16 protein-coding genes are annotated in these 22,505 nt (G+C 70.5%); 6 read left to right on the plus strand and 10 right to left on the minus strand.

Annotated elements, in window-relative coordinates:
* Positions 1-49: 49 nt before the first annotated feature.
* The 5 genes from ACQ5SO_RS17005 to dctP form a co-directional block, all read right to left on the minus strand.
* Positions 50-1,558: a malonate--CoA ligase gene (locus ACQ5SO_RS17005; protein WP_430942827.1), complete on the minus strand. Its 1,509-nt coding sequence runs from the start codon at positions 1,556-1,558 to the stop codon at positions 50-52.
* Complete coding sequence (locus tag ACQ5SO_RS17010; protein WP_430942828.1) at positions 1,555-2,808, minus strand: malonyl-CoA decarboxylase domain-containing protein; 1,254 nt, start codon at positions 2,806-2,808, stop codon at positions 1,555-1,557. The genes ACQ5SO_RS17005 and ACQ5SO_RS17010 overlap by 4 nt, the downstream gene beginning before the upstream one ends.
* Entirely contained in the window at positions 2,805-4,121 is a 1,317-nt protein-coding gene (locus ACQ5SO_RS17015) for a TRAP transporter large permease (protein ID WP_430942829.1), read from the minus strand. The genes ACQ5SO_RS17010 and ACQ5SO_RS17015 overlap by 4 nt, the downstream gene beginning before the upstream one ends.
* Entirely contained in the window at positions 4,121-4,669 is a 549-nt protein-coding gene (locus ACQ5SO_RS17020; RefSeq protein WP_430942830.1) for a TRAP transporter small permease, read from the minus strand. Before ACQ5SO_RS17020 ends, ACQ5SO_RS17015 begins: the two co-directional genes overlap by 1 nt.
* Before the next feature lie 74 nt (positions 4,670-4,743).
* A complete protein-coding gene (gene dctP, locus ACQ5SO_RS17025) occupies positions 4,744-5,721 on the minus strand; it encodes a TRAP transporter substrate-binding protein DctP (protein ID WP_430942831.1) in 978 nt (325 codons plus the stop codon).
* Positions 5,722-5,854: 133 nt separating this feature from the next.
* Between dctP and ACQ5SO_RS17030 the strand changes: the two genes are divergently transcribed.
* On the plus strand, positions 5,855-6,553 hold the full coding sequence (locus tag ACQ5SO_RS17030; RefSeq protein WP_430942832.1) for a GntR family transcriptional regulator: 699 nt from the start codon (positions 5,855-5,857) through the stop codon (positions 6,551-6,553).
* On the opposite strand, the gene ACQ5SO_RS17035 is transcribed toward ACQ5SO_RS17030, so the two are convergent.
* A complete protein-coding gene (locus tag ACQ5SO_RS17035) occupies positions 6,542-6,835 on the minus strand; it encodes a CcdB family protein (RefSeq protein WP_430942833.1) in 294 nt (97 codons plus the stop codon). The two genes, ACQ5SO_RS17030 and ACQ5SO_RS17035, sit on opposite strands and share 12 nt — an antisense overlap.
* Before the next feature lie 31 nt (positions 6,836-6,866).
* A complete protein-coding gene (locus tag ACQ5SO_RS17040) occupies positions 6,867-7,112 on the minus strand; it encodes a type II toxin-antitoxin system CcdA family antitoxin (protein ID WP_430942834.1) in 246 nt (81 codons plus the stop codon).
* 163 nt (positions 7,113-7,275) lie between these two features.
* Here ACQ5SO_RS17040 and ACQ5SO_RS17045 point away from each other — a divergent pair, with 163 nt between their 5' ends.
* Complete coding sequence (locus ACQ5SO_RS17045) at positions 7,276-9,192, plus strand: PHA/PHB synthase family protein (RefSeq protein ID WP_430942835.1); 1,917 nt, start codon at positions 7,276-7,278, stop codon at positions 9,190-9,192.
* Positions 9,193-9,197: 5 nt separating this feature from the next.
* Here the strand turns inward: ACQ5SO_RS17045 and ACQ5SO_RS17050 are convergent, their stop codons facing one another.
* Both ACQ5SO_RS17050 and ACQ5SO_RS17055 read right to left on the minus strand, forming a co-directional pair.
* On the minus strand, positions 9,198-9,530 hold the full coding sequence (locus ACQ5SO_RS17050; protein ID WP_430942836.1) for a hypothetical protein: 333 nt from the start codon (positions 9,528-9,530) through the stop codon (positions 9,198-9,200).
* On the minus strand, positions 9,527-10,246 hold the full coding sequence (locus ACQ5SO_RS17055) for a DnaA N-terminal domain-containing protein (protein ID WP_430942837.1): 720 nt from the start codon (positions 10,244-10,246) through the stop codon (positions 9,527-9,529). The genes ACQ5SO_RS17050 and ACQ5SO_RS17055 overlap by 4 nt, the downstream gene beginning before the upstream one ends.
* A gap of 506 nt (positions 10,247-10,752) precedes the next feature.
* On the opposite strand from ACQ5SO_RS17055, the gene ACQ5SO_RS17060 reads away from it, so the two are divergent.
* Positions 10,753-12,066 (plus strand): AAA family ATPase, encoded by a 1,314-nt coding sequence (locus tag ACQ5SO_RS17060; protein WP_430942838.1) that lies wholly within the window; start codon positions 10,753-10,755, stop codon positions 12,064-12,066.
* The gene (locus ACQ5SO_RS17065; RefSeq protein ID WP_430942839.1) at positions 12,063-13,163 is read left to right on the plus strand and encodes a ParB/RepB/Spo0J family partition protein; all 1,101 of its coding nucleotides are present in this window, start codon (positions 12,063-12,065) and stop codon (positions 13,161-13,163) included. Before ACQ5SO_RS17060 ends, ACQ5SO_RS17065 begins: the two co-directional genes overlap by 4 nt.
* A 254-nt stretch (positions 13,164-13,417) precedes the next feature.
* Here the strand turns inward: ACQ5SO_RS17065 and ACQ5SO_RS17070 are convergent, their stop codons facing one another.
* On the minus strand, positions 13,418-14,425 hold the full coding sequence (locus tag ACQ5SO_RS17070) for an AraC family transcriptional regulator (protein WP_430942840.1): 1,008 nt from the start codon (positions 14,423-14,425) through the stop codon (positions 13,418-13,420).
* A gap of 134 nt (positions 14,426-14,559) precedes the next feature.
* Between ACQ5SO_RS17070 and ACQ5SO_RS17075 the strand changes: the two genes are divergently transcribed.
* Both ACQ5SO_RS17075 and ACQ5SO_RS17080 read left to right on the plus strand, forming a co-directional pair.
* Complete coding sequence (locus tag ACQ5SO_RS17075; RefSeq protein ID WP_430942841.1) at positions 14,560-15,366, plus strand: crotonase/enoyl-CoA hydratase family protein; 807 nt, start codon at positions 14,560-14,562, stop codon at positions 15,364-15,366.
* A gap of 232 nt (positions 15,367-15,598) precedes the next feature.
* Complete coding sequence (locus ACQ5SO_RS17080; protein ID WP_430942842.1) at positions 15,599-22,408, plus strand: CARDB domain-containing protein; 6,810 nt, start codon at positions 15,599-15,601, stop codon at positions 22,406-22,408.
* The last annotated feature ends 97 nt before the right edge of the window (positions 22,409-22,505 follow it).

A 22,505-nucleotide genomic window follows, 5' to 3' on the forward strand; every position in this document is an offset into this window, starting at 1 on the left:
CGAAAGGGGGGCCGCGACGCCCCCCTTCCCATCTGCACCGCCGGGCGCCTCAGCCCGTGAACAGCCGCGCGTACTCATCCCGCAGGATGTTCTTCTGCACCTTGCCCATGGTGTTGCGCGGCAGCGCGTCCACGACCACCAGCTTGCGCGGCCGCTTGAACGCCGCCAGCGCCTCGCGGCAGGCCGCATCCAGCGCGCCAAGGTCCGGCGAGGCGCCCGGCTCGGCCACCACCACCCCCACCGGGGTCTCTCCGAAATCGGGATGCGGCACGCCGATCACCGCGCTCTCCAGCACCCCCGGCTGGTCGTCCAGAACCAGCTCGATCTCCTTGGGGTAGATGTTGAAGCCCCCGGAGATCACCAGGTCCTTGTTCCGGCCCACGATGGACACATAGCCGTCCGCATCGACGACGCCGAGGTCCCCGGTGATGAACCAGCCGTCGGCACGCAGCTCGGCCGCCGTCTTCTCCGGCATCCCCCAATAGCCCTTGAACACGTTCGGCCCGCGCACCTCGATCATCCCCACCTCTCCGGCAGGCAAGGGCCCGTCATCGCCCATGATCCGCAGCTCCACCCCCGGCAGGGGCAGGCCGACCGTCCCGGCCCGCCGCTCGCCGTCATAGGGGTTCGAGACGTTCATGTTCGTCTCCGTCATCCCGTAGCGTTCCAGGATGCGGTGGCCGGTGCGCTCCTCGAACCGCACATGCGTCTCGGCCAAGAGCGGCGCCGAGCCGGAGATGAAGAGGCGCATGTTCGCGCACAGCTCCTTCGTGAACCGCTCATCATCCAGCAGGCGGGTGTAGAAGGTCGGCACCCCCATCAGCGCGGTGGCCTTGGGGAGCAGCTCGATCAGCCGGTCCAGATCGAATTTCGCCTCGAAGGCCAGCGCGCCGCCGGCGACCAGCGTCACGTTGGTCGCGACGAACAGCCCGTGGGTGTGGAAGATCGGCAGCGCGTGGATCAGCACGTCCTCGGCGGTGAACCGCCACAGCTCCGCCAGCGTCCTGGCATTGGACAGCAGGTTGTCCTGGCTCAGCATCGCGCCCTTGGAGCGCCCCGTGGTCCCCGAGGTATAAAGGAACGCGGCGAGGTCCTCGCCCGTGCGCTCCGCCACATCCATATCCGGCGCCAGCGCATCCGCGGCCTCCACCAGCGAGCCGTCCCCGGACGCGCCCAGCGTCATCATCGCCGCCCCGGCCGCCTCGGCCACCGGCGCCAGCGCCCCGGCCTTGGCCGGGTCCACCACCGCCAGCTTCGCGCCGCTGTCGCCGATGAAATAGGACAGCTCGGACGCCGTGTAGCCGGTGTTGAGCGGCAGGAACACCACCCCCGTCTGCGCGCAGGCGGCATAAAGCGCCAGCGCGTCGGGGCATTTCTCCACCTGCGCGGCCAGCCGGTCGCCGGGCGCCAGGCCCGCGCCGCGGATCGCCCCCGCGAACTGGCCCGCGCGGGCCAGGAAATCCGCGTGCGTCACCACCGCGCCGCCCGGCAGCAGCAGGAAGGGCGTGTCCTTGCCCGCATGGGCCCCGAACAGCTCGTCATAAAGCGGGTTGGTCATGCCTTGGCCTCCTCCAGCATCGGTTTCGCGTCGGCGCACAGCGCCTTGACCTCGTCCGAAACCGCCACCTCCTGCGCCGCGGCGAAGCGGTCCTGCCGCTCGGCCACCTTGGGCAGGTCGTAAATGTAATTCACCATCGCGCCCCGCGACTGCGCGAGGCCCTTGTCCGAGGTGTCCGCCCCGGCATGGACCGCATGGACCGCCGCGCCGTTGCCCAGGTGGAACCGCGCCACCGGGTCCAGCGGCGCGCCGCCGTCGCGCTTGGCCTCGGCGATGTAATGGGCGGCCAGCGCGCGCACCGCGTCGTCGCCCTCGGGGCTCAGCCCCGTCCCCGCCAGCCATTTCCCGAAGCCCGGGATGGGCGAGAGCGTGACGAAGGTCTCCAGCCCCGGCAGCTCCATCGCGAGATCCGCGGCCACCTGCTTGATCAGCGAATTGCCGAACGAGATCCCCGCCAGCCCCGCCTGGCAGTTGGAGATCGAGTAGAACGCCGCCGCATCCGCCTCGCCCGCCCGGATCGCCGCGCGCTCATCCGCCAGCAGCGCCTGGATGGAGCCCGGCACGCCGCGGGTCAGCGCCACCTCGACGAAGATCAGCGGCTCGTCCGGCATCGCGGGGTGGAAGAAGGCGAAGCAGCGCCGGTCGCTCGGCTGCAGGCGCCGGCGCAAATCGTCCCAGCCGCCGATGTCGTGCACCGCCTCATAGGCGATGATCTTCTCGAGGATATGCGCCGGGCTTTCCCAATTGATGGGACGCAGCACCAGGAAGCCGCGGTTGAACCAGCTGCGGAACAGGTGCTGGAAATCGAGGTCCAGCGCCATCAGCGCGTCCTCGCCCCGACCGAGCCGCAAGAGGTCCGCGCGCATCTCCACCAGCGCCCGCGTGGCGCCGGGCGCCTGGTTCAGCCGCCGGATCAGCTCCTGGCGCCGCGGCTCCGCCGCCGCCATCACCGCGCCGTAGGAGGCGCGCGACTGCCCCGCCTCATAGGCCGCGAGCGCCTCGCGCAAAGCCTCGGGCGACAGGGTCATCTCCCCCGCCATGTAGCGGAAGAACGCCAGCTTGCGCGCATCCTCCCACCCTGCATAGCGCTCGAGGATCCCGCGCGCCGCCGCCAGCCCCCGGCCCTCGGCCTTGGCGCCCACGACCGCCTCGGCCAGCTCCTCGGCCGAGCGGTCATCGGCGTCCGGGGCGGCGCCCGGGCGCCAGCGCCGCTCGAACACCGTGGTCAGCAGGTCTGCGAACAGGCTCATCGCGCCTCTCCCATCACCATGTCGGGCAGCCAGGTCGCCAGCTCGGGGAACAGGCACAGCAGCAGGATCGCCAGCACCATGCAGGCCACGAAGGGCAGCGACCCGGCCAGGATGGTCTTGAGCGGAATGTCCGGCGCGATGCCGTTGATGACATAGAGGTTCAGCCCCACGGGCGGCGAGATCAGCCCGATCTCCATGTTGATCGTCAGCACGACGGCGAACCAGATCGGGTCGAACCCCGCCGCGGTGATGATCGGCAGAAGGATCGGCGCCGCCATCAGGATCACCGCCACCGGCGGCAGGAAGAACCCGGCCACCAGCAGGAACACGTTGACCACCGCCATCAGCACCCAGGGGTTGGCGTCCAGCGTGCCGATCCACTCCGCGATGCTCTGGGTGATGAACAGCGACGAGAGCATGTAGGAAAAGACGCCCGCGGCGGCGATGATGAAGAGGATCATCACCGACTCCTTGGTGCTGTCGCGCAGGATCACCCACAGCGACCGGGGCGACCACAGCCGGTAGATCACCATCGCGATCACCACGCACAGGAGCGCGCCCACGGCGGCGGTTTCCGACGGCGTCGCGATGCCGCCATACATCGCGTAAAGCACCCCCGCGATGATGAACAGGAACGGCAGAACCCGCGGCAGGACCTCGATCTTCTCGGCCCAGGAGTACGCCCGCGGCCGCAGCAGCGCCAGGTTCCCCGACGCCCAGGTCGAATACAGCGACCACGCCATGAACAGCCCCACCAGCATCAGCCCCGGGATCACCCCCGCCAGGAACAGCCGCCCGATCGAGGTCTCGGTCGCGATCCCGTAGACGATCATCGTCACCGAGGGCGGGATCAGGATGCCCAGCGTGCCGCCAGCGGCGATGGAGCCCGAGGCGACCCCGTCCGGGTAACCGCGCTTGCGCATCTCCGGGATGCCCATCTTGCCGATGGCCGCGCAGGTGGCCGGGGAAGACCCCGACATCGCCGCGAACAGCGCGCAGGCCCCGAGGTTGGAAATCACCAGCCCCCCCGGAACGCGCGTCAGCCACCGCTCCAGCGCCTCGTACAAATCGGCGCCCGCCCGGGTGGAGCTGATCGACGCCCCCATGATGATGAACATCGGGATCGCCAGCAGCGCGAAACTGTCCAGCTTGCCGAACAGGATCTCGGGCATCAGCTCGAGGCTCCGCATCCCGTCGAAGGCCAGCAGGAACCCGGCCGAGACGATCAGCAGCCCCAGCGCCACCGAGACCCCCGAAAACAGCACGAAAATCGTCATGAAGGCGACCAGCGCCCCAAGCGTGAGCGGATCCATCACGCGTCCTCCAGACCGAACGGCGCGTCAACGCGCGTCAGCATCGCCACCATGTCCGCCACCAGCTGCAGCAGCAGCAGCGCGAAGCCCACGGGAATCGACAGGTACGGGATCCACAGCGGCACCGCCCACACGGTGTCCGAGGTCCAGCCCCGGTCCCAGGCGAAGTGCCAGTACTCGAACCCGTAGAACAGCATCAGCGCCGTGATCGCGATGGACAGGCCCAGCGTCACCGTCGCCAGCGCCCGGCGCAGCGGCATCGGCAGCGCCAGCGGCACCAGGTCCACGTTCACGTGCCCCCGCAGCCGCTGCACGTAAGGCAGCCCCACCAGCGTCGCCGCGATCACGAGATACACCACTGCCTCGGTCTGCCACACGGTCGAGGCGTTGAGCACCGAGCGCACGAAGATCATCTGGCAGGTGATCCCCACCGCCGCCACGATCATCGCGGCCGAGCACCAGCCCGCCAGCGTCGACAGCGCGGCGACCGCGCGCAGGAATGGGTTGCCGCCGGTTTTCGCCGACGACGCGTTGCTGTGGCCAGCCATGGCGCACTCCGGGTCATGTCCGTGGAAAAAGAAAGCGGGGCGGCCGCGCACGGCCGCCCCGGGGTCAGGTCAGATCACTCGACCGACAGCGCGAGGTCGAGCAGCGCCTGCCCGCCCTTCACCTCTTCGACGAAGGCCTTGTAGGACGTCTCCTTGGCCAGTTCGCGCCAGGCGTCGAACTCTTCCTTCGTCATCTGCGCGATCTCGACGCCATTGTCGGCGAAGACCTTGGCCGAGGCCGCGTCCTGCTTCTTGGCTTCCTCGAGGTAATAGGCCTGCGCCTTGGCCGAGGCGTCCATCAGCGCGGTCTGCTGCGCCTCGTTCAGGTCGTCGAAGGCGCGCTTGTTCATCAGCAGCGGCTGGTACATGAACCACAGCGCGTATTCGCCCGCCGGGGTGTAGCACTTCACCTGCTCATAGATGCGATAGGACACGAAGGAGGACGACGAGGTGTTCGCCGCGTCCAGAACGCCCGTCTGCATCGCGTTGTAGATCTCCGAGCTCGCCATCGACGCGATCGACGCGCCCGCGCCCGCCAGCATCTGCTCGAACGCCTTGCCCGCCGCGCGGGTCTGCAGGCCCGGCATGTCGTCCGGCGAGGTGATGCACTTGTCCTTGCCCGCGAACCCGCCCGCGAGATAGCCGTGGACCAGGACCATCACGTCGTCCCGCTCCATGATCTTCTCGATCTCTTCCATGAAGGGGCTGTCGTTCAGCCGCGCGGCGTGGTCGTGGTTCTTCACCAGGCCCGGCATCAGGGTCAGGTTGTAGGCTGGCTGCTGGCCGCCCGCGTAGGACAGCGGCAGGACCGTCATGTCCAGCTGGCCGCGGCTCAGCGGCTTGTACTGCTCGCGCGGTTTGAACAGCGATTTCGACGGGAAGATCTTGATCTCCAGGTCGACATTCGCAGCCGCCACGTCGTCGGCCACCATCTGCGCCACCTTGTGGCGCACGTCGGCGGTCGACCACTGGTGGGACAGGCGAAGCTCGGTCGCATGCGCGGCGCCGCCAAGCGCCAGCGCCGCCAGGGCGGCGGTCAGGGTCAGTTTCATGATTTCCTCCCAATGCGCCCGCTCTGGGTCGGGCTGCATCCTACAATCCACGCCCTGTCCACGCTGTCAACAGTTCTTGTATACAAAACCTGTGCAGTTGCATTCACGAACGCCCCTATGGTAGACGCATTCCATGGAACGCAAACGGTCGGACATCATCGCGGAGGCCATCGAAGGGCTGATCTTCGACGGGTCGGTCGCCGATGGCGACCGGCTGGACGAGACGCTCCTGGCCGAGTGGTTCAACGTCTCCCGCACCCCGGTGCGCGAGGCGCTGCACCGCCTCGCCGCCTCGGGCCTGGCCGAGCACATCCCCCGCCGCGGCGTGTTCGTGCGCCAGCCCGGCCCGGTGGAATTGTTCGAGATGTTCGCGGTGATGGCCGAGATGGAGGCGATCTGCGCCCGGCTCGCCGCGCAGCGCATCTCCGACGCCGCGCTCGAGGAACTGCGCGACGCCAACCAGCGCTGCCTCGAAGCGGTCGAGGACAACCAGCCCGACGCCTATTACGCCGAGAACGAGCGGTTCCACGCCATCATCTACCGCGAATCCGGCAACGGCTTCCTGGAGCAGGAATGCGCGCGGCTGCACAAGCGCCTGCAGCCCTTCCGCCGGATCCAGCTGCGGGTCCGCGGCCGCCTGCGCCAGTCGATGGCCGAGCACGAGGCCATCGTCGCCGCCCTCGCCGAGGGCCGCGCCGAGGACGCCGCCGCCGCGATCAAGGGCCATGTCGCCGTGCAGGGCGAGAAGTTCCACCACCTGATGGCCAGCCTGCGCCCCGCCGCCGGCGCGCAAAGCCCCCTGCCCCGCCGCGCCCAGGCCTCAGAAGCCTGAGAACACCATGTCGAGCGCGCGCCGGATCTCGTAATCGCGCCCCGTCATGTCCGCGACCGCGGCGCCGAGCATCGCCGACGGAACCGCCGCCATCTCGGCCACGTGGACTGCATAGGCGACGCCCGCCACCTCCACCGCCGGCTCCAGCCGCGGCAGGGGCGTCGGCCCCCCGTCCAGCGCAACCAGCGGCGCCACCACGCGGGTCCCCGTGTCGATGAAATCCGATTGCAGGTCGAGCGCGAGCCGCCCGCCCGGCAGGCGGTGCACGTGGAACTGCGTCATGCCCGGGCCCCGCCGGGGCGTCCCGGCCCGCTCATCCGCCCGGCTTGAACACCTGCAGGTCCGCCAGCGGCGTGCCCCGCGCCTCGATCCAGGCGCGGCGTTCGGCCAGCGCCCCGGCGTTCTCGGCCGACCAGGCCCGCGCCCGGGCCGCGCGCACCGCCGCCTTCACCGCCGCCTCGCTGATCGCCGAGACGTTCAGCCCCAGCGCCCGCGCCTCGGACAGCGCATCGGCGTCGATGGTCACGTTGGTGCGCTTTTTCACGCCGGTCCCTGGCATCCGCTCCTCCTGCAACAGCACATCATCATACACACGCCCCCGGCGCCGGGCAACGCGCCGCGCCATGACGCAGGTCAAGGCGCCGGTCCCGCGGCCGCCCCATGGTTTCCCTTCGGAGCGCGACGCCCAGATCGCCCCGCCGATTCCCTGGGGAGGGAGAGCCATGACCAGATCCGCCGAGACGCGGCGCCCCAAGCGCGCCCCCGCCAAGACCGCCGCAGAGAAAGCCGCAGAGAAAGCCGCCGCGCAGACCGGCGCGAAAACCGGCGCGAAGGCCGAGGCGAAGACAGCCGACAGGACCGGGGCCGCCAGGGCCGCCCCGGCGCCGCATCGCGCGCCCGGCGCCGCCCCCTGCCCCGCCGCGCCGACCGGCCCCGGCCACCGCCACCAGGGCCTCGACCGCTCGGTGCGCGCCGCCGCCGCGCGCATGACCGGCGGCGTGTCCCCCCATGCGCCGATCCAGGCCTGGACCGACTGGGCCCTCGCCCTCGCCCAGGCCCCGGGCCGCCAGATGGAGCTGGCCGAACGCGCCCGCGAGAACGCCCTGAAGCTCACCATGCACGCGATGCAGGGCGCAGACGCCCCCGCGCCCTTCGCCCCCAAGCCCTTCGACCACCGCTTCCACCACCAGGGCTGGGACCAGTTCCCCTTCTCGCTCTGGCGGCAATCCTTCCTCGCCGCCCAGGATTGGTGGGACGCCGCCACCGACCGGCTGCGCGGCCTCGATCCGGCCGAGGCCGACCGCACCCGCTTCATGGCCCGCCAGGCGCTCGACACCCTCTCGCCGTCCAACTTCCCCGCCCTCAACCCCGAGATCCTCGAGGCGATCCGCGCCTCGGGCGGGCGCAACCTGGCCGAGGGCGCCGCGAATTTCGCCCATGACGCGCTCCACGCCCTCTCCCAGCGCCGCGATCCCCCGGCCGAGGGCGTGCGCGTCGGCGAGGACCTCGCCATCACCCCCGGGAAAGTCGTTTTCCGCAACGATCTCATGGAGTTGATCCAGTACAGCCCGCAGACGGAAACCGTCCACGCGGAACCGATCCTGGTCGTCCCGGCCTGGATCATGAAGTACTACATCCTCGACCTGCGGCCGGACAATTCCATGGTCGGCCACCTGGTCCGGCAGGGGTTCACCGTCTTCATGATCTCCTGGCGCAACCCCACCGCGGACCAGGCGGACCTCTCGCTCGAGGATTATCGCCTGCGCGGCATCGGCGCGGCCATGAACGCCATCGGCAAGATCATCCCGGACCAAAAGGTCCACGCCGCGGGCTACTGCCTCGGGGGCACCATGCTCGCCATCGCCGCCGCCGCCATGGCCCGCGACGGGGACGACCGGCTCGCCTCCATCACCCTCATGGCCGCGCAGGTGGATTTCGCCGAGGCCGGGGAACTCCTCCTCTTCCTCGACGAATCCCAGATCGCCTGGCTCGAGGACATGATGTGGGAGCAAGGCTATCTCGACCGCCCGCAGATGGCCCGCGCCTTCTCGGCGATCCGGGCCGAGGACCTGATCTGGTCGCGCGGCGTGCGCCGCTATTTCCTCGGGATGCAGGAGCTTCCCGACGACATGGGGGCCTGGTCGCAGGACACCACCCGGATGCCCGCCCGGATGCATTCCGAGTACCTGCGCGGGCTGTTCCTCGAGAACCGCCTCTCCGCCGGGCGCTTCTCGGTCGAAGGCTGCACCATCGCGCTGAAGGACATCCGCGCGCCGATGTTCGTGGTGGCGACCGAGGCGGACCACATCGCGCCCTGGCGCTCGGTCTACAAGACGCGGCTCTTCACCGATTGCGACCTGACCTTCGCGCTGGTCTCGGGCGGGCACAATCGCGGCATCGTCTCGGAACCCGGCGGGCACGCGCGCCACATGCGCCTGTCGCACCGGCCCGCCGGGGGGCTCTATGTCGACCCCGACGCCTGGCTCGCGACCCATGCGCCCGAGGACGGCTCCTGGTGGACGCCGTGGGAGGCGTGGCTGGCCGCCCGCAGCAGCGCCGACGTTCCGGCGCGGATCCCCGGGGACGGGCCGCTCCCCGCGCTCTGCGATGCGCCGGGGACATATATTCACCAGCAATAACCCTGTCAGGACAGGGGCTTGCCCCCCCTGCCCCGCCGGATCAACCATCCAACAGCGATGATCGCGACGGCGATGCCTGCCGCGATCAAGCCGACCAGCAGGCTCACCCCCGGGCACAGCGGGTCATCGGGATAGGACCAGGTGCAGCTCGCCCAGGGGACCGCGACGACCAGCGCCAGCAGCCCCAGGACGCCGCCCGCCCAGCCTCCCGCCAGCGCAAGGGCTGCGACCGCGAGGGGCATCACCGTGAGGTGGTAGAGCAGCGCCGAACCGCCCTGCACCACCGCCCCGGCGCCCAGGGCCGCCGCCGCGGCCAGCATCACCCACGCGCGTCTCACGCCTCCGGGCCCGCCAGCGCCAGCGCACCGACCCGCACCCCGGCCTCGATCGCCGCCGCGCGCAGGTCCTCGGAATAGTGCTGGCCGACATAGCGCGCCAGGAACCCCGTCGGCGCGCGCAGCACCAGCCCCCCCGCGCCGTCGCTCTCGGCCTCGAGCGCGGCGAACCAGCACGCGAAGCGGTCGGGGTTGCGCTTCTGCAGCGCGCCGCGGATCGCCTGCCATTCCGCCGGACCCGCCGCCGGAGACGACGCGCCGCCCGCGGCCCCGGCAGGCGCGCCCGGGAACGGCACCACCTCGCCGCCCGCCGCCGCGTCCCCCTGCCCCGCGCCCGGCGCCAGCCGTTCCTCGAAATCGGGCCCGAGCGCGACCGCCGCCTCCTGCGTCGCCGCCCGCAGCGCCTCCAGCCCCAGTCCATAGACCGTGACCCGCCCGCGCACGCCGGGCCGCTTCACCACCAGGAACCCGGCCTGCTTCAGCTTGCCGATCTCGCGCTTCACCGTGCGCTCGTCCACCGACCACAGCCGCGCGATCTCCGCCCGGCCGATCGACAGCTCGTCCCGCGCCCAGTTGTACCGCGCCGTGATCAGGGTCACGAGCCGCAGCGTCAGCCGCTCGCCGATCTTCCCCCCGCGCAGGGCCTGCGCCGACAGCGCGGCCAGCAGGTCATACTTGGTCGACGCCGCCCGCGGCGACGCTCCAGTTCTCGCGCTCATCGCTGACCGCCCGTATTGCGTCCCGGTCATGGCAGGCGGTCATGGACCCGCCCGCCGCCCGGGATCATTCTGCTCGCTCCGGCCCCGTCGGCTTTTCGCCGCTCCAGCCTGACTCGGCGCTTTCCACCAAGCTGAGAGAATTAGCGTCCGTTCGGCCGCAAATGTCAAGCCGTCCCGGATTAGCGTTGGATCGGATCGCCCCTTCCCCCTTTTTCATTCATGAAAAAATTGGTGTCCAAGGTGTAGGGGGACAGCCCATGCGTCCCCCTTTCGGGGCTTTCATGTCCCCCTTTCGGGCGAAAAGGGGCCGATCTTGTCCCCCTATTTCCCGCGGGCGCTAAATCGAGCCTCCCGCGCGGGGCCGTTCTCCGGCCCGCCGCCCGGCCGCCGCCGATTCGCCAGGCCCAACGCTTTTCCCGGGGAACGCAGAATTGGCGTTTTGCGTTTTTCTGCGATTCAACGTAAATCATAGGCAGAGCAGAAACAACGTTCCGAGGCGTCCCCCAATGTACGACCACACGGATCTCGCGGCGATGCAGGCCCAGTCTCTGAAGATGCAGAGCTGGATCCGCAAGCAGACCTTCTCGCCCGAGCATGAAAAGACCCTGCGCCGCTTCTCCTCCTGGGAGGTGGCCGAGCTGATCTTCAAGGTGAACCAGAGCACCTTCCGCGGCAAGCTCGCCGCCGACCCGTCCCTGCCCGGCGGCGAGGTCGAGGAGGAGGGCCGCCAGCGCTGGTTCTCGCTCGAGGAGATCAACGAGCTGCGCCGGCGCATGAAGTTCTCGCGCAAGCCCCTCCTGCCCCACCGCCCCGCGGGCAAGCGGGCCGTGCGCGCCGCCGTCGCCAACTTCAAGGGCGGCGCCGGCAAGTCCACCGTGGCGCTCCACTTCGCCCATGCCGCCGCGCTCGACGGCTACCGCGTGCTCCTGGTCGATTTCGACCCGCAGGCCACCCTCTCCCACTCCATGGGCCTGACGGACGTCTCCGAGGATCACACCGTCTGGGGCATCATGGCCCGCGACCTGGTGCGGGAGACCGACCGCATGAACGCCGCCCCCGCGGGCGCCGCCACCGGCCGGGCCGCGCCGAAGCGCACCCTGCCCGCCTCGATCCGCGATCTCGGCCTGTCCGAGCTGCGCCCCGGCGATTTCATCCACCGCACCGCCTGGTCGACCATCGACATCATCCCCTCCTGCGCCAACGCCGCCTTCGTGGAATTCGCCTCGGCGCAGTACCGGCACCTCAACCCCGAATGGTCCTTCTTCGCCTGCGTCGCGCGCTATCTCGACGCCCTGCCGGACGAAGACTACGACCTGATCCTCTTCGACTGCCCGCCGGCCATCGGCTACCAGTCGATGAACGCGGTCTTCGCAGCCGACATGCTCTATATCCCCTCGGGCCCCGGCTACTGGGAATATGACAGCACCACCTCCTTCATCGGGCAGCTCTCCGAAGCGCTCGCCGACCTCTCGGACGGGTTCGCCGACTTCCCCACGGGGAAGGTTTCGCTGCCGAAGGCCTTCCACGACATCCGCTTCCTGATGACGCGGTATGAGCCCGGGAATGACCTGCACGTCGCCATGTTCGACGCGTTCCGCAAGGTATTCGGCGACAACGTGGCCGAGCACCCGGTGGAGCTGACCCGCGCGGTGGAGCAATCCGGGCGGTTCCTGTGTTCGGTCTACGAGATCGACTACCGCGACATGACCCGCGAGACATGGAAACGGGCGCGCAAGAGCTTCGACCGCGCCTACGAGGAATTCAGGGACGCCATCCACCTGACCTGGGACGGCATCGAGGCCGAGGAGACCGCAGCATGAGCCGCCGCCGCGTATTCCAGATCGACCTGCCCGAGGACGAGCCCGAGACCGAGGTTCCCGCGCCGACCCCGTCGCGCCGCGGCGCCGGGCGGCCCGGGCCCATGGCCTCGGCCGTGCGCGAGAACGCTGAAAGCCTGCGGGAACGCAAGGCGCTGGAGGAAGCCATCCGCGCCGAGAACGACGCGCTGGCGCATGAACATGTGCGGCTGAAATCCGAGGGGCTGGTGCTCGAGCGGATCCCGCTGGATGCGGTGGACGCCGAGAAGCTGACCCGCGACCGCGCGCCGGGCGAGGACGCGGAGCTGCCCGAACTCATCGCCTCGATCCGCGAGTTGGGCCTGTCGAACCCGATCCGGGTCGAGCGCCATGGCGACCGGTTCGAACTGGTCCAGGGCTGGCGCCGGCTGCAGGCCTTCAAGGCGCTGCTGGCCGAGACGGGGGAGGCGGCTTTCGCCACCATTCCCGCGGCGATGGCGCCGGAGCAGGACCTCGAGACCGCGTATCGGCGGATGGTGGATGAGAACATGGTCCGCAAGGACATCTCCTTCGCCGAGATGGCCGAGCTGGCCCGCGCCTATGCCGCCGACCCGCAGATCGCGTGCGCGGACGCGGACAAGGCGGTGGCGACGCTGTTCAAATCGGCGGGCTACCAGAAACGCTCCTATATCCGGGCCTTCGCGCAGCTGCTGGAGGCTCTCGGCGGGCGGTTGAAATTCGCCCCGGCGCTGCCGCGGAACCTCGGGCTGGCGGTGCGGGCGCGGATCGAGGCGGAGCCGGGCGGGCTGGCCGAGCTGATCCAGGCGCTGGAGGCGCACCCGGACCGCGACGCGAACGAGGAGCTGGCGATCCTGCGCGGCTTCACCGCCGCCGACGACTTGGCGCATGACCCGGAGCCGGGGGCGGCGAAGCCGAAGCCGAAGGCGCGCAGCGGGCGGGCGGGGAAGATGACCTTCCGCCTGTCGCGCCCGGATGGCGAGGCGAAATGCACCGCCGCCAACGGGCGGCTGGAGCTGCGCGGCGAGACGGATTTCACCGCCTATGACCGGCAGCGGCTGGAGCGGGCGGTGGCGGCGTTCTACGCCGCGCTGGACGACTGAGCGGGGAAATCTTCCCCGCGGGGAAGATCAAGGACGAACGGGGAAGGCCGCGGGGCAGGGCGCTCCGCGGCCTTTTTCATGCGCGGATCTTCCCCGTGGGGAAGGTGGGATGCGGGAGAGTCGTCATTTCGCGTTTTCTTGGGTTTTCGTGAATATGCGGCTGCGCAAGTAGTAATTTGCAATGAAGTGCGGCGAAAATTCCCAACTTCCAAGTAAAATCCCCGAGCGTTAAGTAAACGCAGGTTTCTATTCGGTTAAGACTTCGCCCCGCGCCGCACCGTCCCCGGCGTCGTCCCCGTCCAGCGGCGAAAGGCGCGGTGGAAGGTGGCGGCCGAGGCGAAGCCGAGCTCCTGCGCGATCGCCTCGATGCTGCGGCCGCCCTGGGCGAGGTCGCGCAGCGCGATGTCCCGGCGCAGACCGTCGCGGATCGCCTGGAAGGAGGTGCCCTCGGCGTCGAGCCGGCGCATCAGCGTGCGCGGGGTCAGGTGCAGCGCCGCCGCCGCGGCGGGGAGCGGCAGCGACAGGCCGGGCGAGAGCTGCACCAGCTCGCGCACCCGCAGCGGCAGGGCGTGCTCGCGGAAGCTGGTGAAGATCCAGTCGCGCGGCGCGCGCTCGAGAAAGGCGCGCATCTCGGCGTCGGTGCGCGCGGCGGGCAGGGGGGCGAACTCGGCCGACAGGCGCAGGAAGGCGCAGGGCGCGTCGAAGGCGACGGGGGCGGGGAACAGCACCGCGTAGTCGGCGGCGAAGGGCGGGCGGGGGAAGGGCAGGCCCACCGCCTCGACCGGCAATTCGCGTCCCGCGAGCCAGGAGGCGATGCCATGGGCGAGCTTGAGCATCAGCGCCTGGCCGAAGCGGTTCGGCGGGGCAGGGGGGGCGTCCCCGGAAGGGCGCAGGGCGACGGTGAGGCCGGGGCCCTCCAGCGCCAGGCGGTGATCGTCGAGCAGCAGGTTCCAGAAGGTGGTGAAGCGGTAGAGCGCGGCGCCGAGCGAGGAGGCGCCGCGCACCGAGGCGCAGAGGTGCTTCAGCGCGCCCGAGCGGATCGGGCGCGACCAGAGGCCCATCATCTCGTCCCCCGAGCCGGTGGCGGCGAGCTGGTAGAGGCGCACGATCTGGTCATGGGTCACCCGCGTCGCGGGCGAGGCGGCGGGGGCGAGGCCGGCGCCCTGCAGGAAGCCGCGCGCCTGCGCCGGGGGCGCGATGGCGGCGATGGCGCCCAGCCAGTCGCCGATCAGGGCGCGGGAGACGGTCGGCAGTATCGGCATGTCAGGGACGCTCATGGGGCGTGAAGATGGCCGATTTTGTCACTTTGGGCAAATCATCCGTCCGCGGCGGCGATTGGCGGGGCGGGGCGCGGCGGGTTAGGGGAGGCGCGGAACACCAGCAAGGAGCCCGCGCCATGGCCGTCACCCTCGACCCCGCCCAGTTTGAAAACCTGCTGCTCGAGCCGCGCGACGACGGCGTCTGGGTGGTGACGGTGAACCGGCCGCACAAGCGCAACGCGCTGGACCCGGCGACGATCGAGGAGCTGGTGGAGTTCTTCTCGAAGGCCCGGTTCGCGGGGGTGAAATCGGTGGTGCTGGCCGGGGCGGGGGACCATTTCTGCGCCGGGCTCGACCTGATCGAGCACCACGACGCCGACCGCGCGCCCGAGGATTTCATGCATGTCTGCCTGCGCTGGCACGAGGCGTTCAACAAGATGGAATATGGCGGCGTGCCGGTGATCGCCGCCTTGCAGGGCGCGGTGGTCGGCGGGGGGCTGGAGCTGGCGAGCTCGGCCCATGTGCGGGTGATGGATGACAGCACGTATTTCGCGCTGCCCGAGGGGCAGCGGGGCCTGTTCACCGGCGGCGGCGCGACGATCCGGGTGGCCGACCTGGTGGGCAAGGCGCGGATGATCGACATGATGCTGATGGGCCGCGTCTATCACGGGCAGGAGGCGGTCGACGTGGGCCTGGCGCAGTACAAGGTGGACAATGACGTGTTCGGCAAGGCGCTGGCGCTGGCGCAGCGGGCGGCCGAGAACCTGCCGCTGACCAACTTCGCCATCTGCAGCGCGATCAGCCACATGCAGAACATGTCGGCGCTGGACGCGGCCTATGCCGAGGCGGTGGTGGCGGGCGTGGTCAACACCCAGGCCCCGGCGCGCGAACGGCTGGCGGCTTTCGCGGACAAGTCGGCGGCGCGGGTGCGCAAGACGGACTGAGGCGCCTTCATCGCCGCTGAACCCCGGTCCAGCGGCGCCGCCGGGTCGCGCCGCCCCCTGCGGGCGCATTGCAACGGCGCCCGCGCCCCGGCCCCGGATTTCAAGCGAAACCCCCTGTGCGGCAAGGTGAAGAAAAGGTTAGCTTCGGCGTCAGACTCATGGCGCCGGGGCCGCCGCCGATCTGGGGAGAGACGGCCGCCCGGGCGCTTGCGCATTTCTGGGGAGCGCCCGCATGACCGATCCGATTTCCACCGCCATCACCTTTCTGCCCGATGACATCACCATGTCCGTGGGGGCGGGGGACACGGTGCCCGACGACACCTCCTCGACCGTGGGGATGCCGATCGACACCTATGTCGTGGGGACCATCGAGGACCCGGCGGACGTGGACGTGTACCGGGTGTGGCTGGTCTCGGGCGCGGAATACGTCTTCGACATGTGGGGGGGGACCGGGGCCGGCGAGCTGGGCGACACGGTGCTGACCCTGTCGGACGCGGCGGGCGTGACGCTGGTGTCGAACGACGATTACTACGATGACGGGCTCGGGCAGTTCGTCCTGCACCATTCGTATATCGAATACACGGCGGTGACGACCGGCTGGCATTACGTCTGGGCGGACGCGTACGGCACGCTCTCCTATACCGGGGCGTACGAGGTCGGCTATGGGCGGATCTCGGGCCCGGCCCTGCCGAATTTCCAGATCGTGGAGGGGTCCATCATCCAGTCCGGGCCGGCGGTGTCGGCCTGGTCGGTGGGCGACGAGATCACGATCAGCTGGACGGTGCGCAACACCGGAGACGGGTCGGGGCTGGCGCTGTCGGGATTGTACCTGTCGGCGGACGGGGCGGTGGACCCGGGCGCGGACCTGGTGATCGCCTTTCACGCGATCCCGACCCAGATCCTGCCGGGGGGCGAGCAGGTGGTGACCCGCACCATCACCGTGACCCAGTCGATGATCGACGCCATCGGCACGGGCGTGACCATGGGCATCGGCGCCTATGCCGACCCGACCGGCTACGAGGGCGAGAGCGACGAGGGGGACAACGGGTGGATGTCCGCCCTCACCGCCCAGTTCATCGTGGACGACCACGGCGAGAGCGCGGCGTCGGCCGAGCTCTGGGACCTGGCGGTCGGCACGGGCTACTGGGACAGCGCGGTCGGCAGCATCGAGGCGGCGACGGACGAGGACTGGTTCGCGCTGACCCTCACCGCCGGGGTGGAGTACGTGTTCGAGATGACGGCGTTCTCCGGCGGCGCGGGCACGCTGTCGGACCCGGTGCTGCACCTGCGCGATTCCGCGGGCGCCGAGGTCGCGGTCAACGACGACATCGATTTCGGGGCGGGGAACCTGGATTCGCGCATCACCTACACGCCCGGCGCCTCGGGGGTCCATTACGTGGTGGCGGACGGCTTCGGGACCGAGACGGGGACCTACACGCTGACCGCGACCTCGCTGGCGCCGAACCTCGACATCACCGCCTATGCCGGCGGCGAGGGGGACAAGCTTCTGTACGACCGGCTCTCGGCCGAGATGGACGTCACGAACGAGGGCGGGTCGGCCTCGGGGGTGTTCGCGGCGGAGATCTGGCTCGAGAGCGACGTGGACGGCACGCGGGTGCTGCTCGAGCGGTTCGAGGGGCTGGAGCTGGACGCGGGCGAGACGGTGACCCTGTCGCTCGATCCCTACCAGAGCCATGACCTGACGGCCCTGCCGCTGGGCGGCGCGTCGGTGATGTTCTACGTGGACCCGGACGACGTGGTGCTGGAGTCCAACGAGACGGACAACCAGGGCGGCGCCCTCTACCAGACCATCCTCGGCGACCAGCAGGGGGAGAGCTCGGATTACGGCTGGCTCTCCCCCGGCGCGCGGGTCTGGGGCGCGATCGAGGATGCGGCCGACGTCGACTCGTTCGAGATGAACATGATCGCCGGGACCACCTATCGCATCACCATGCTGGGCCAGGACGCGGGCGGCTACCTGCTGGAGGCGCCGCGGCTGGAGCTGCGCGATCCGGGCGACGCGCTGGTCGCCGTGGACTACCCGTTCGGGTCGGATCCCGCGACGTCGATCCTGTACCGGGCCGAGACCACGGGGGTCTACCTGGTCGGCGCCTCGACGCAGACGGGCGGGGGGGATTACGAGCTGACGGCGTGGATGGAGCCGACGCCGGACCTGGCGGTTTCCAACTTCGTCATCGACGAGACGGTTCTGCGCAGCCACGAGCTGCTGGAATACAGCTTCACGGCGACCAATGTCGGCGACGCCGGCACGGCCGCGTTCACGCCGCTGCTGCAGGTGTTCGACACCGCCGACGGCCTCAAGGAGAACGGGGAGCTGGGCCCCGAGATCGCGGGGCTTTTCGCGGGGGAGAGCCGGGCGGTCTCGGGGGTCTCGGCCCTGCCCGCGGAGCTGACCCCGGGGGTCTGGGAGTTCGACCTGGGCCTCGATTTCTGGCGCGTGGTCGGCGAGTACGACGAGGACAACAATTATTCCGAGCGGGTCACGGTGACCATCGTCGCGGACGACCACGCGGACGACGCCGACGGGGCGACGCCGCTGGCCATCGGCGAGACCCTGGGCGGGGAGCTCGAGATCTGGCGGGACGTCGACATGTTCGCGGTCGAGCTGGTGGCGGGCCGGACCTACGTGTTCGACATGATGAGCCAGGATTCGGGCGTCGGCTCTCTCCCGGACCCGTGGCTGGGGCTGCGCGACGCGGACGGGACCTGGCTGGAATTCAACGACGATATCCCGGGGGGCGGCGCGAACCTGGAGTCGCAGATCACCTGGGTCGCGACCGAGACGGGGACCTTCTACCTCTCGGCCGAACAGGCCGGGGCCGGGGGCGGGACCTACCAGGTCAGCGCGGCCATCGCGCCGGGGCCGAACCTGGAGGCGAGCCTGCTGTCGCTGGTCGATGCGTCGCTGGTGCACGGGCAGTACCTCGATGCGAGCTGGGACGTGGTGAGCGGCGGGACCGCGGATGCGTCCTCCTCCGTCTCGCGGCTGTACCTGTCGACGGACGCGGTGGTGGACGCCTCGGATGTCGCGCTGGCGACGGACAGGGGCTATGAGCCGCTGCCCGCGGGCGCGGGTTTCGTGGCCGGGGGCGGCTGGACCGTGCCCGAGGGGCTGGCGCCGGGGACCTACTGGGTCGCGGCGATGGTGGACCCGGACGGCGCGGTGGCGGAGGTCGACGAGACCGACAACTGGACGAACGCGGTTCAGATCACCATCGCGGCCGAGGATCACGGGAACGATGCGGGGTCGGCCACGGCGGGCGTGCTGGGCGCGCCGGTGACCGGCGTGGTGGATTATGCGGGCGACGTGGACGTGTTCGCCTTCGACCTGGTGGCGGGTGTGCGCTACGACTTCCAGCTGCTCGGGGATGGCGGGGATCCGCTGGTCGCGGCCGACCTCGAGGCGCGCGGGCCGTCGGGGGACTGGCTCGGCGAAGACACCGCCCGTCCGGGGGGCGACCCGGCGCAGCTGAGCTTCGTCGCGCTGGAGACGGGGCTGCACAGCATCGCGGTCTCGGGGCTCGGGGGCTTCGGCCCCGAGGCGCTGGGGCGCTATGCGCTGACGGCGGTCGAGGCGCCGCTGCCGGACCTGACGCCCGAGATGTTCCAGGTCGCCGCGACCGAGATCATCGACGGCGCCAGCGTCGACGCGGTGTGGAACATCTGGAACCACGGCACGGCGGATGCGCCGGCATCCGTCTCGGCGGTCTACCTGTCGACGGATGCGGTGGTCGATGAGTTCGACACGCGGCTGGACGTCGCCTACGGCACGGCGGTGTCGATGGGCGGGCTGGACCGGGTGTATTCCACGCTGTCGATCCCGCTGGGGCTGCCCGCGGGGACTTACTGGGTCGGCGTGATCGCCGACGCGTTCGGCGACGTGGAGGAGCTGGACGAGACCAACCAGGTGTCGAACGTGATCGAGATCACGGTGGTCGAGGACGATCATGGCGACTGGGCCTGGGAGGCGTCCCCGGCGGTGATGAACGGGACCGTGACGGGCGAGGCCGAGGCGGTCGGCGACCCGGACTGGTTCGAGGTGGAGCTGGAGGCCGGGCGCGAATACCGCATGACGCTGTCGGGCGACGGGGCGTCGCCGCAGCTGGCCGGGCACGTGGCGGTCTACAACGCCGACGGGAACCTGGTGGCCGAGGATTACGGTTATGACGGGATCGACCCGACCGAGGTGGTGTTCACCGCCGCCCGGTCGGGGCTGCACCAGGTGCTGGTCGAGGGCGACTGGATCTCCGGCGGTGACGCGCTGGGGGGCTATGCGCTGGAGGTCGCGCGCACGCCGCTGCCGGATCTCGTGGTCTCGGCCGTGAGCGTGGAAGGCGGGGCCGACTGGTCCGACGGCTCGGCGGTCGAGCTGGGCTTCGACGTGGCCAATGCCGGGGACGGCGACGCCGCGGCGGGGTGGCGGGTGGCGTTCCGCCTCTCGGCGGATGCGGTGATCGACGGCTCGGACCGGCTGCTGGGGGCGCTGACCTGGACCGGCGGCGCCCTGGGCGCGGGCGGGGTGCTGGCGGATCTCGCGACCTCCGGGGTGCTGGACCTCTCGGGGCTGGCGCCGGGGGATTACTATGTCGGCGCGATCATCGACCCGCTCAACGCGGTGGCCGAGAGCGACGAGGCCAATGCCGGGCCGGGCACGCGGATCACCGTCTATGCGGACGAGGCCGGGAACACGGCCGCGGGCGCGGGGGCGGCGTCGGTGGGGACGCCGGTCCACGGGTCGATCGATGTCGACCATGACGAGGACTGGTGGGCGGTCGAGCTGCTGGCGGGGCGGGTCTACACCATCTCGATGACCGGGGACCCGGCCGCGGGCGATGCGCTGCACGACCCGGAGCTGTTCCTGCTCAACCCCGCCGGGGACGTGGTGGCCGAGAACGACGATTTCGGCGACGGGCTGGATGCGCAGCTGACCTTCTCGCCCTGGGCGACGGGGGTGTTCCACATCTCGGCCAACGAGGTGGGGCTGGGGACCGGCGATTACGTGATCGAGGTGGTGGCGCTGGACGACCACGGGAACGACGCGGCCTCGGCCACGGTGGCGCCCGTCGGGGGGCTGGTCCGGGCCGGGCTGGAGACGGCGGAGGACGAGGACTGGATCGCGGTCGACCTGGAGGGCGGGGTCGCCTACGAGATCACGAGCGGCGAGGCGCTGTCGGCGGAGTCCAGCGCGGCGACCCGCGGGGTGAAGGTGATCGATGCCGAGGGCGCGGTGATCTACGACGCGGTGCTGCCGCTCGGGGCGTCCTTCAGCCTCGAGGTCACGCCGCCCGCGGACGGGCGCTATCACGTGGTGTTCGACGCCGACGGCGCGGGCCATGCGGAGGATTCCAGCCTGCTGGTCCGGCCCGTGGCGCTTGCGGGCGCGGGCGCGCGGACGATCATGGAGTTCCACGAGACTTCGCTGAGCGACGCGGCTTATGCGCTGAGCTTCAACGAAACCTATGACGACCCGGTGGTGATCGCCTTCGTGCAGAGCCGGCAGGGATTGCAGCCGGTGACGGTGCGGGTGGACGAGCTGACCGGGACCGGCGCGACGCTGCGCTTGCAGGAGCCGAACCATCTCGACGGCGGCCATGCGGCCGAGGCGGTGACCGTGATGGTGGTCGAGGCCGGGACCTGGCTGATGCCCGATGGCTCGGTCATGCAGGCGGGGGTCGCGCAGCTCGACGGCACCACGGCGAACGGGTTCGAGGCGATCACGCTCGAGCGCGGCTTCGACGCGGCGCCCGTGCTGCTGACCCAGGTGCAGAGCAGCAATGGCGCGGATTTCGTGGTGACGCGGACGAAGGATGTCGGCCCGGACGGGTTCAGCATCGCGATGCAGGAGGAAGAGGCCAACAACGACAGCTGGCACGCGCAGGAAGACGTGGGCTGGGTCGCGCTCGAGGCCGGGACCGGCGCCTGGGGCGACCTGGTGTGGGAGGCGGGCTCCGTCTCCGGCGTCAGCCATGTGCCGAAGCTGGTGGGCTTCGATCATGGGTTCGAATACCCGGCGGGCGTCGTGGCGGGGCTGAGCAGCTATGCCGGCGCCGACCCGGCCCATGCGCGCGGGACCGCCGTGACGCAGGAGGGGTTCCGGGTCTTCGTCGAGGAGGACACCAGCGCCGACGCCGAGATCGGCCATTTCGGCGAGACGGTGGATTACATCGCCGTGTCCTCGACCGGCGCGATGACGGTCGCGGGCGCGGAACTGCGCCCGGTGATCGAGTTCGGCACGGTCCAGATGAGCCACAATCCGGTCAGCGTCGATTTCGACGCGAGCTTCGAGAACCCGGTGCTGATCGCCTTCGTGGCGGGCGTCGCCGGGGCCGCGGCGGTGGTCGTGCGGATCGACGGCCTCGACGGCGACGGCGCGGTGATGCGCCTGCAGGAGGACGGCTCGGGCGACGGGTTCCACGCTGTCGAGACGGTCAACTTCATGGTCGTCGAGCAGGGGTCCTGGATGCTGCCGAACGGCGCGCTGATCGAGGCGGGGGCGCTGGAGACGGCGAAGCTGACCTCGGCCGGGTTCGAGACGGTGGTGCACCAGCCGATGAACGACGCGGCGCTGTTCGCGCAGGTGCAGACGGTCAACGGCGTCGATTACGTCTCGACCCGCATCCGCAATGACAGCGCCGACCGGTTCGAGGTGGCGATGGAGGAGGAGGACCTGCTCAACTTCGGCGGCCACGCGACGGAAACCGTCGGCTGGGTGGCGATCGAAAGCGGGGACCATTTCGACTTCATGGCCTCGGATGCCGGGTCGCTGAGCCACCAGGTGGCGCAGCTTGCGGCGCTGCCGGGATACGAGGACGGGTCGCTGATCGGGCAGGTCTCGTCCTTCAACGGCGCCGATCCGGTGCATCTGCGCGGGGCGGGGCAGGGGGCCTCCGGGCCGCTCGCCTTCCTCGAGGAAGACCGGAGCCGGGACGCCGAGGTGGACCACGCGGTCGAGGACGTGGACTACCTGCTGTTTGCCGAGGCAGGGGTGATCTTCGGGCTGGATGCGGGGACGCCGCTCTGAGGCGGGCGTTGCTCTGAGCTGCGGGGGGGGGGGGGGGGGGGGGGGGGGGGGGGGGGGGGGGGGGGGGGGGGGGGGGGGGGGGGGGGGGGGGGGGGGG

The sequence above is a fragment of the Rhodovulum sp. DZ06 genome, from assembly GCF_050586345.1.
In the GTDB taxonomy this organism is placed as follows: Bacteria; Pseudomonadota; Alphaproteobacteria; order Rhodobacterales; family Rhodobacteraceae; genus JBOCEF01.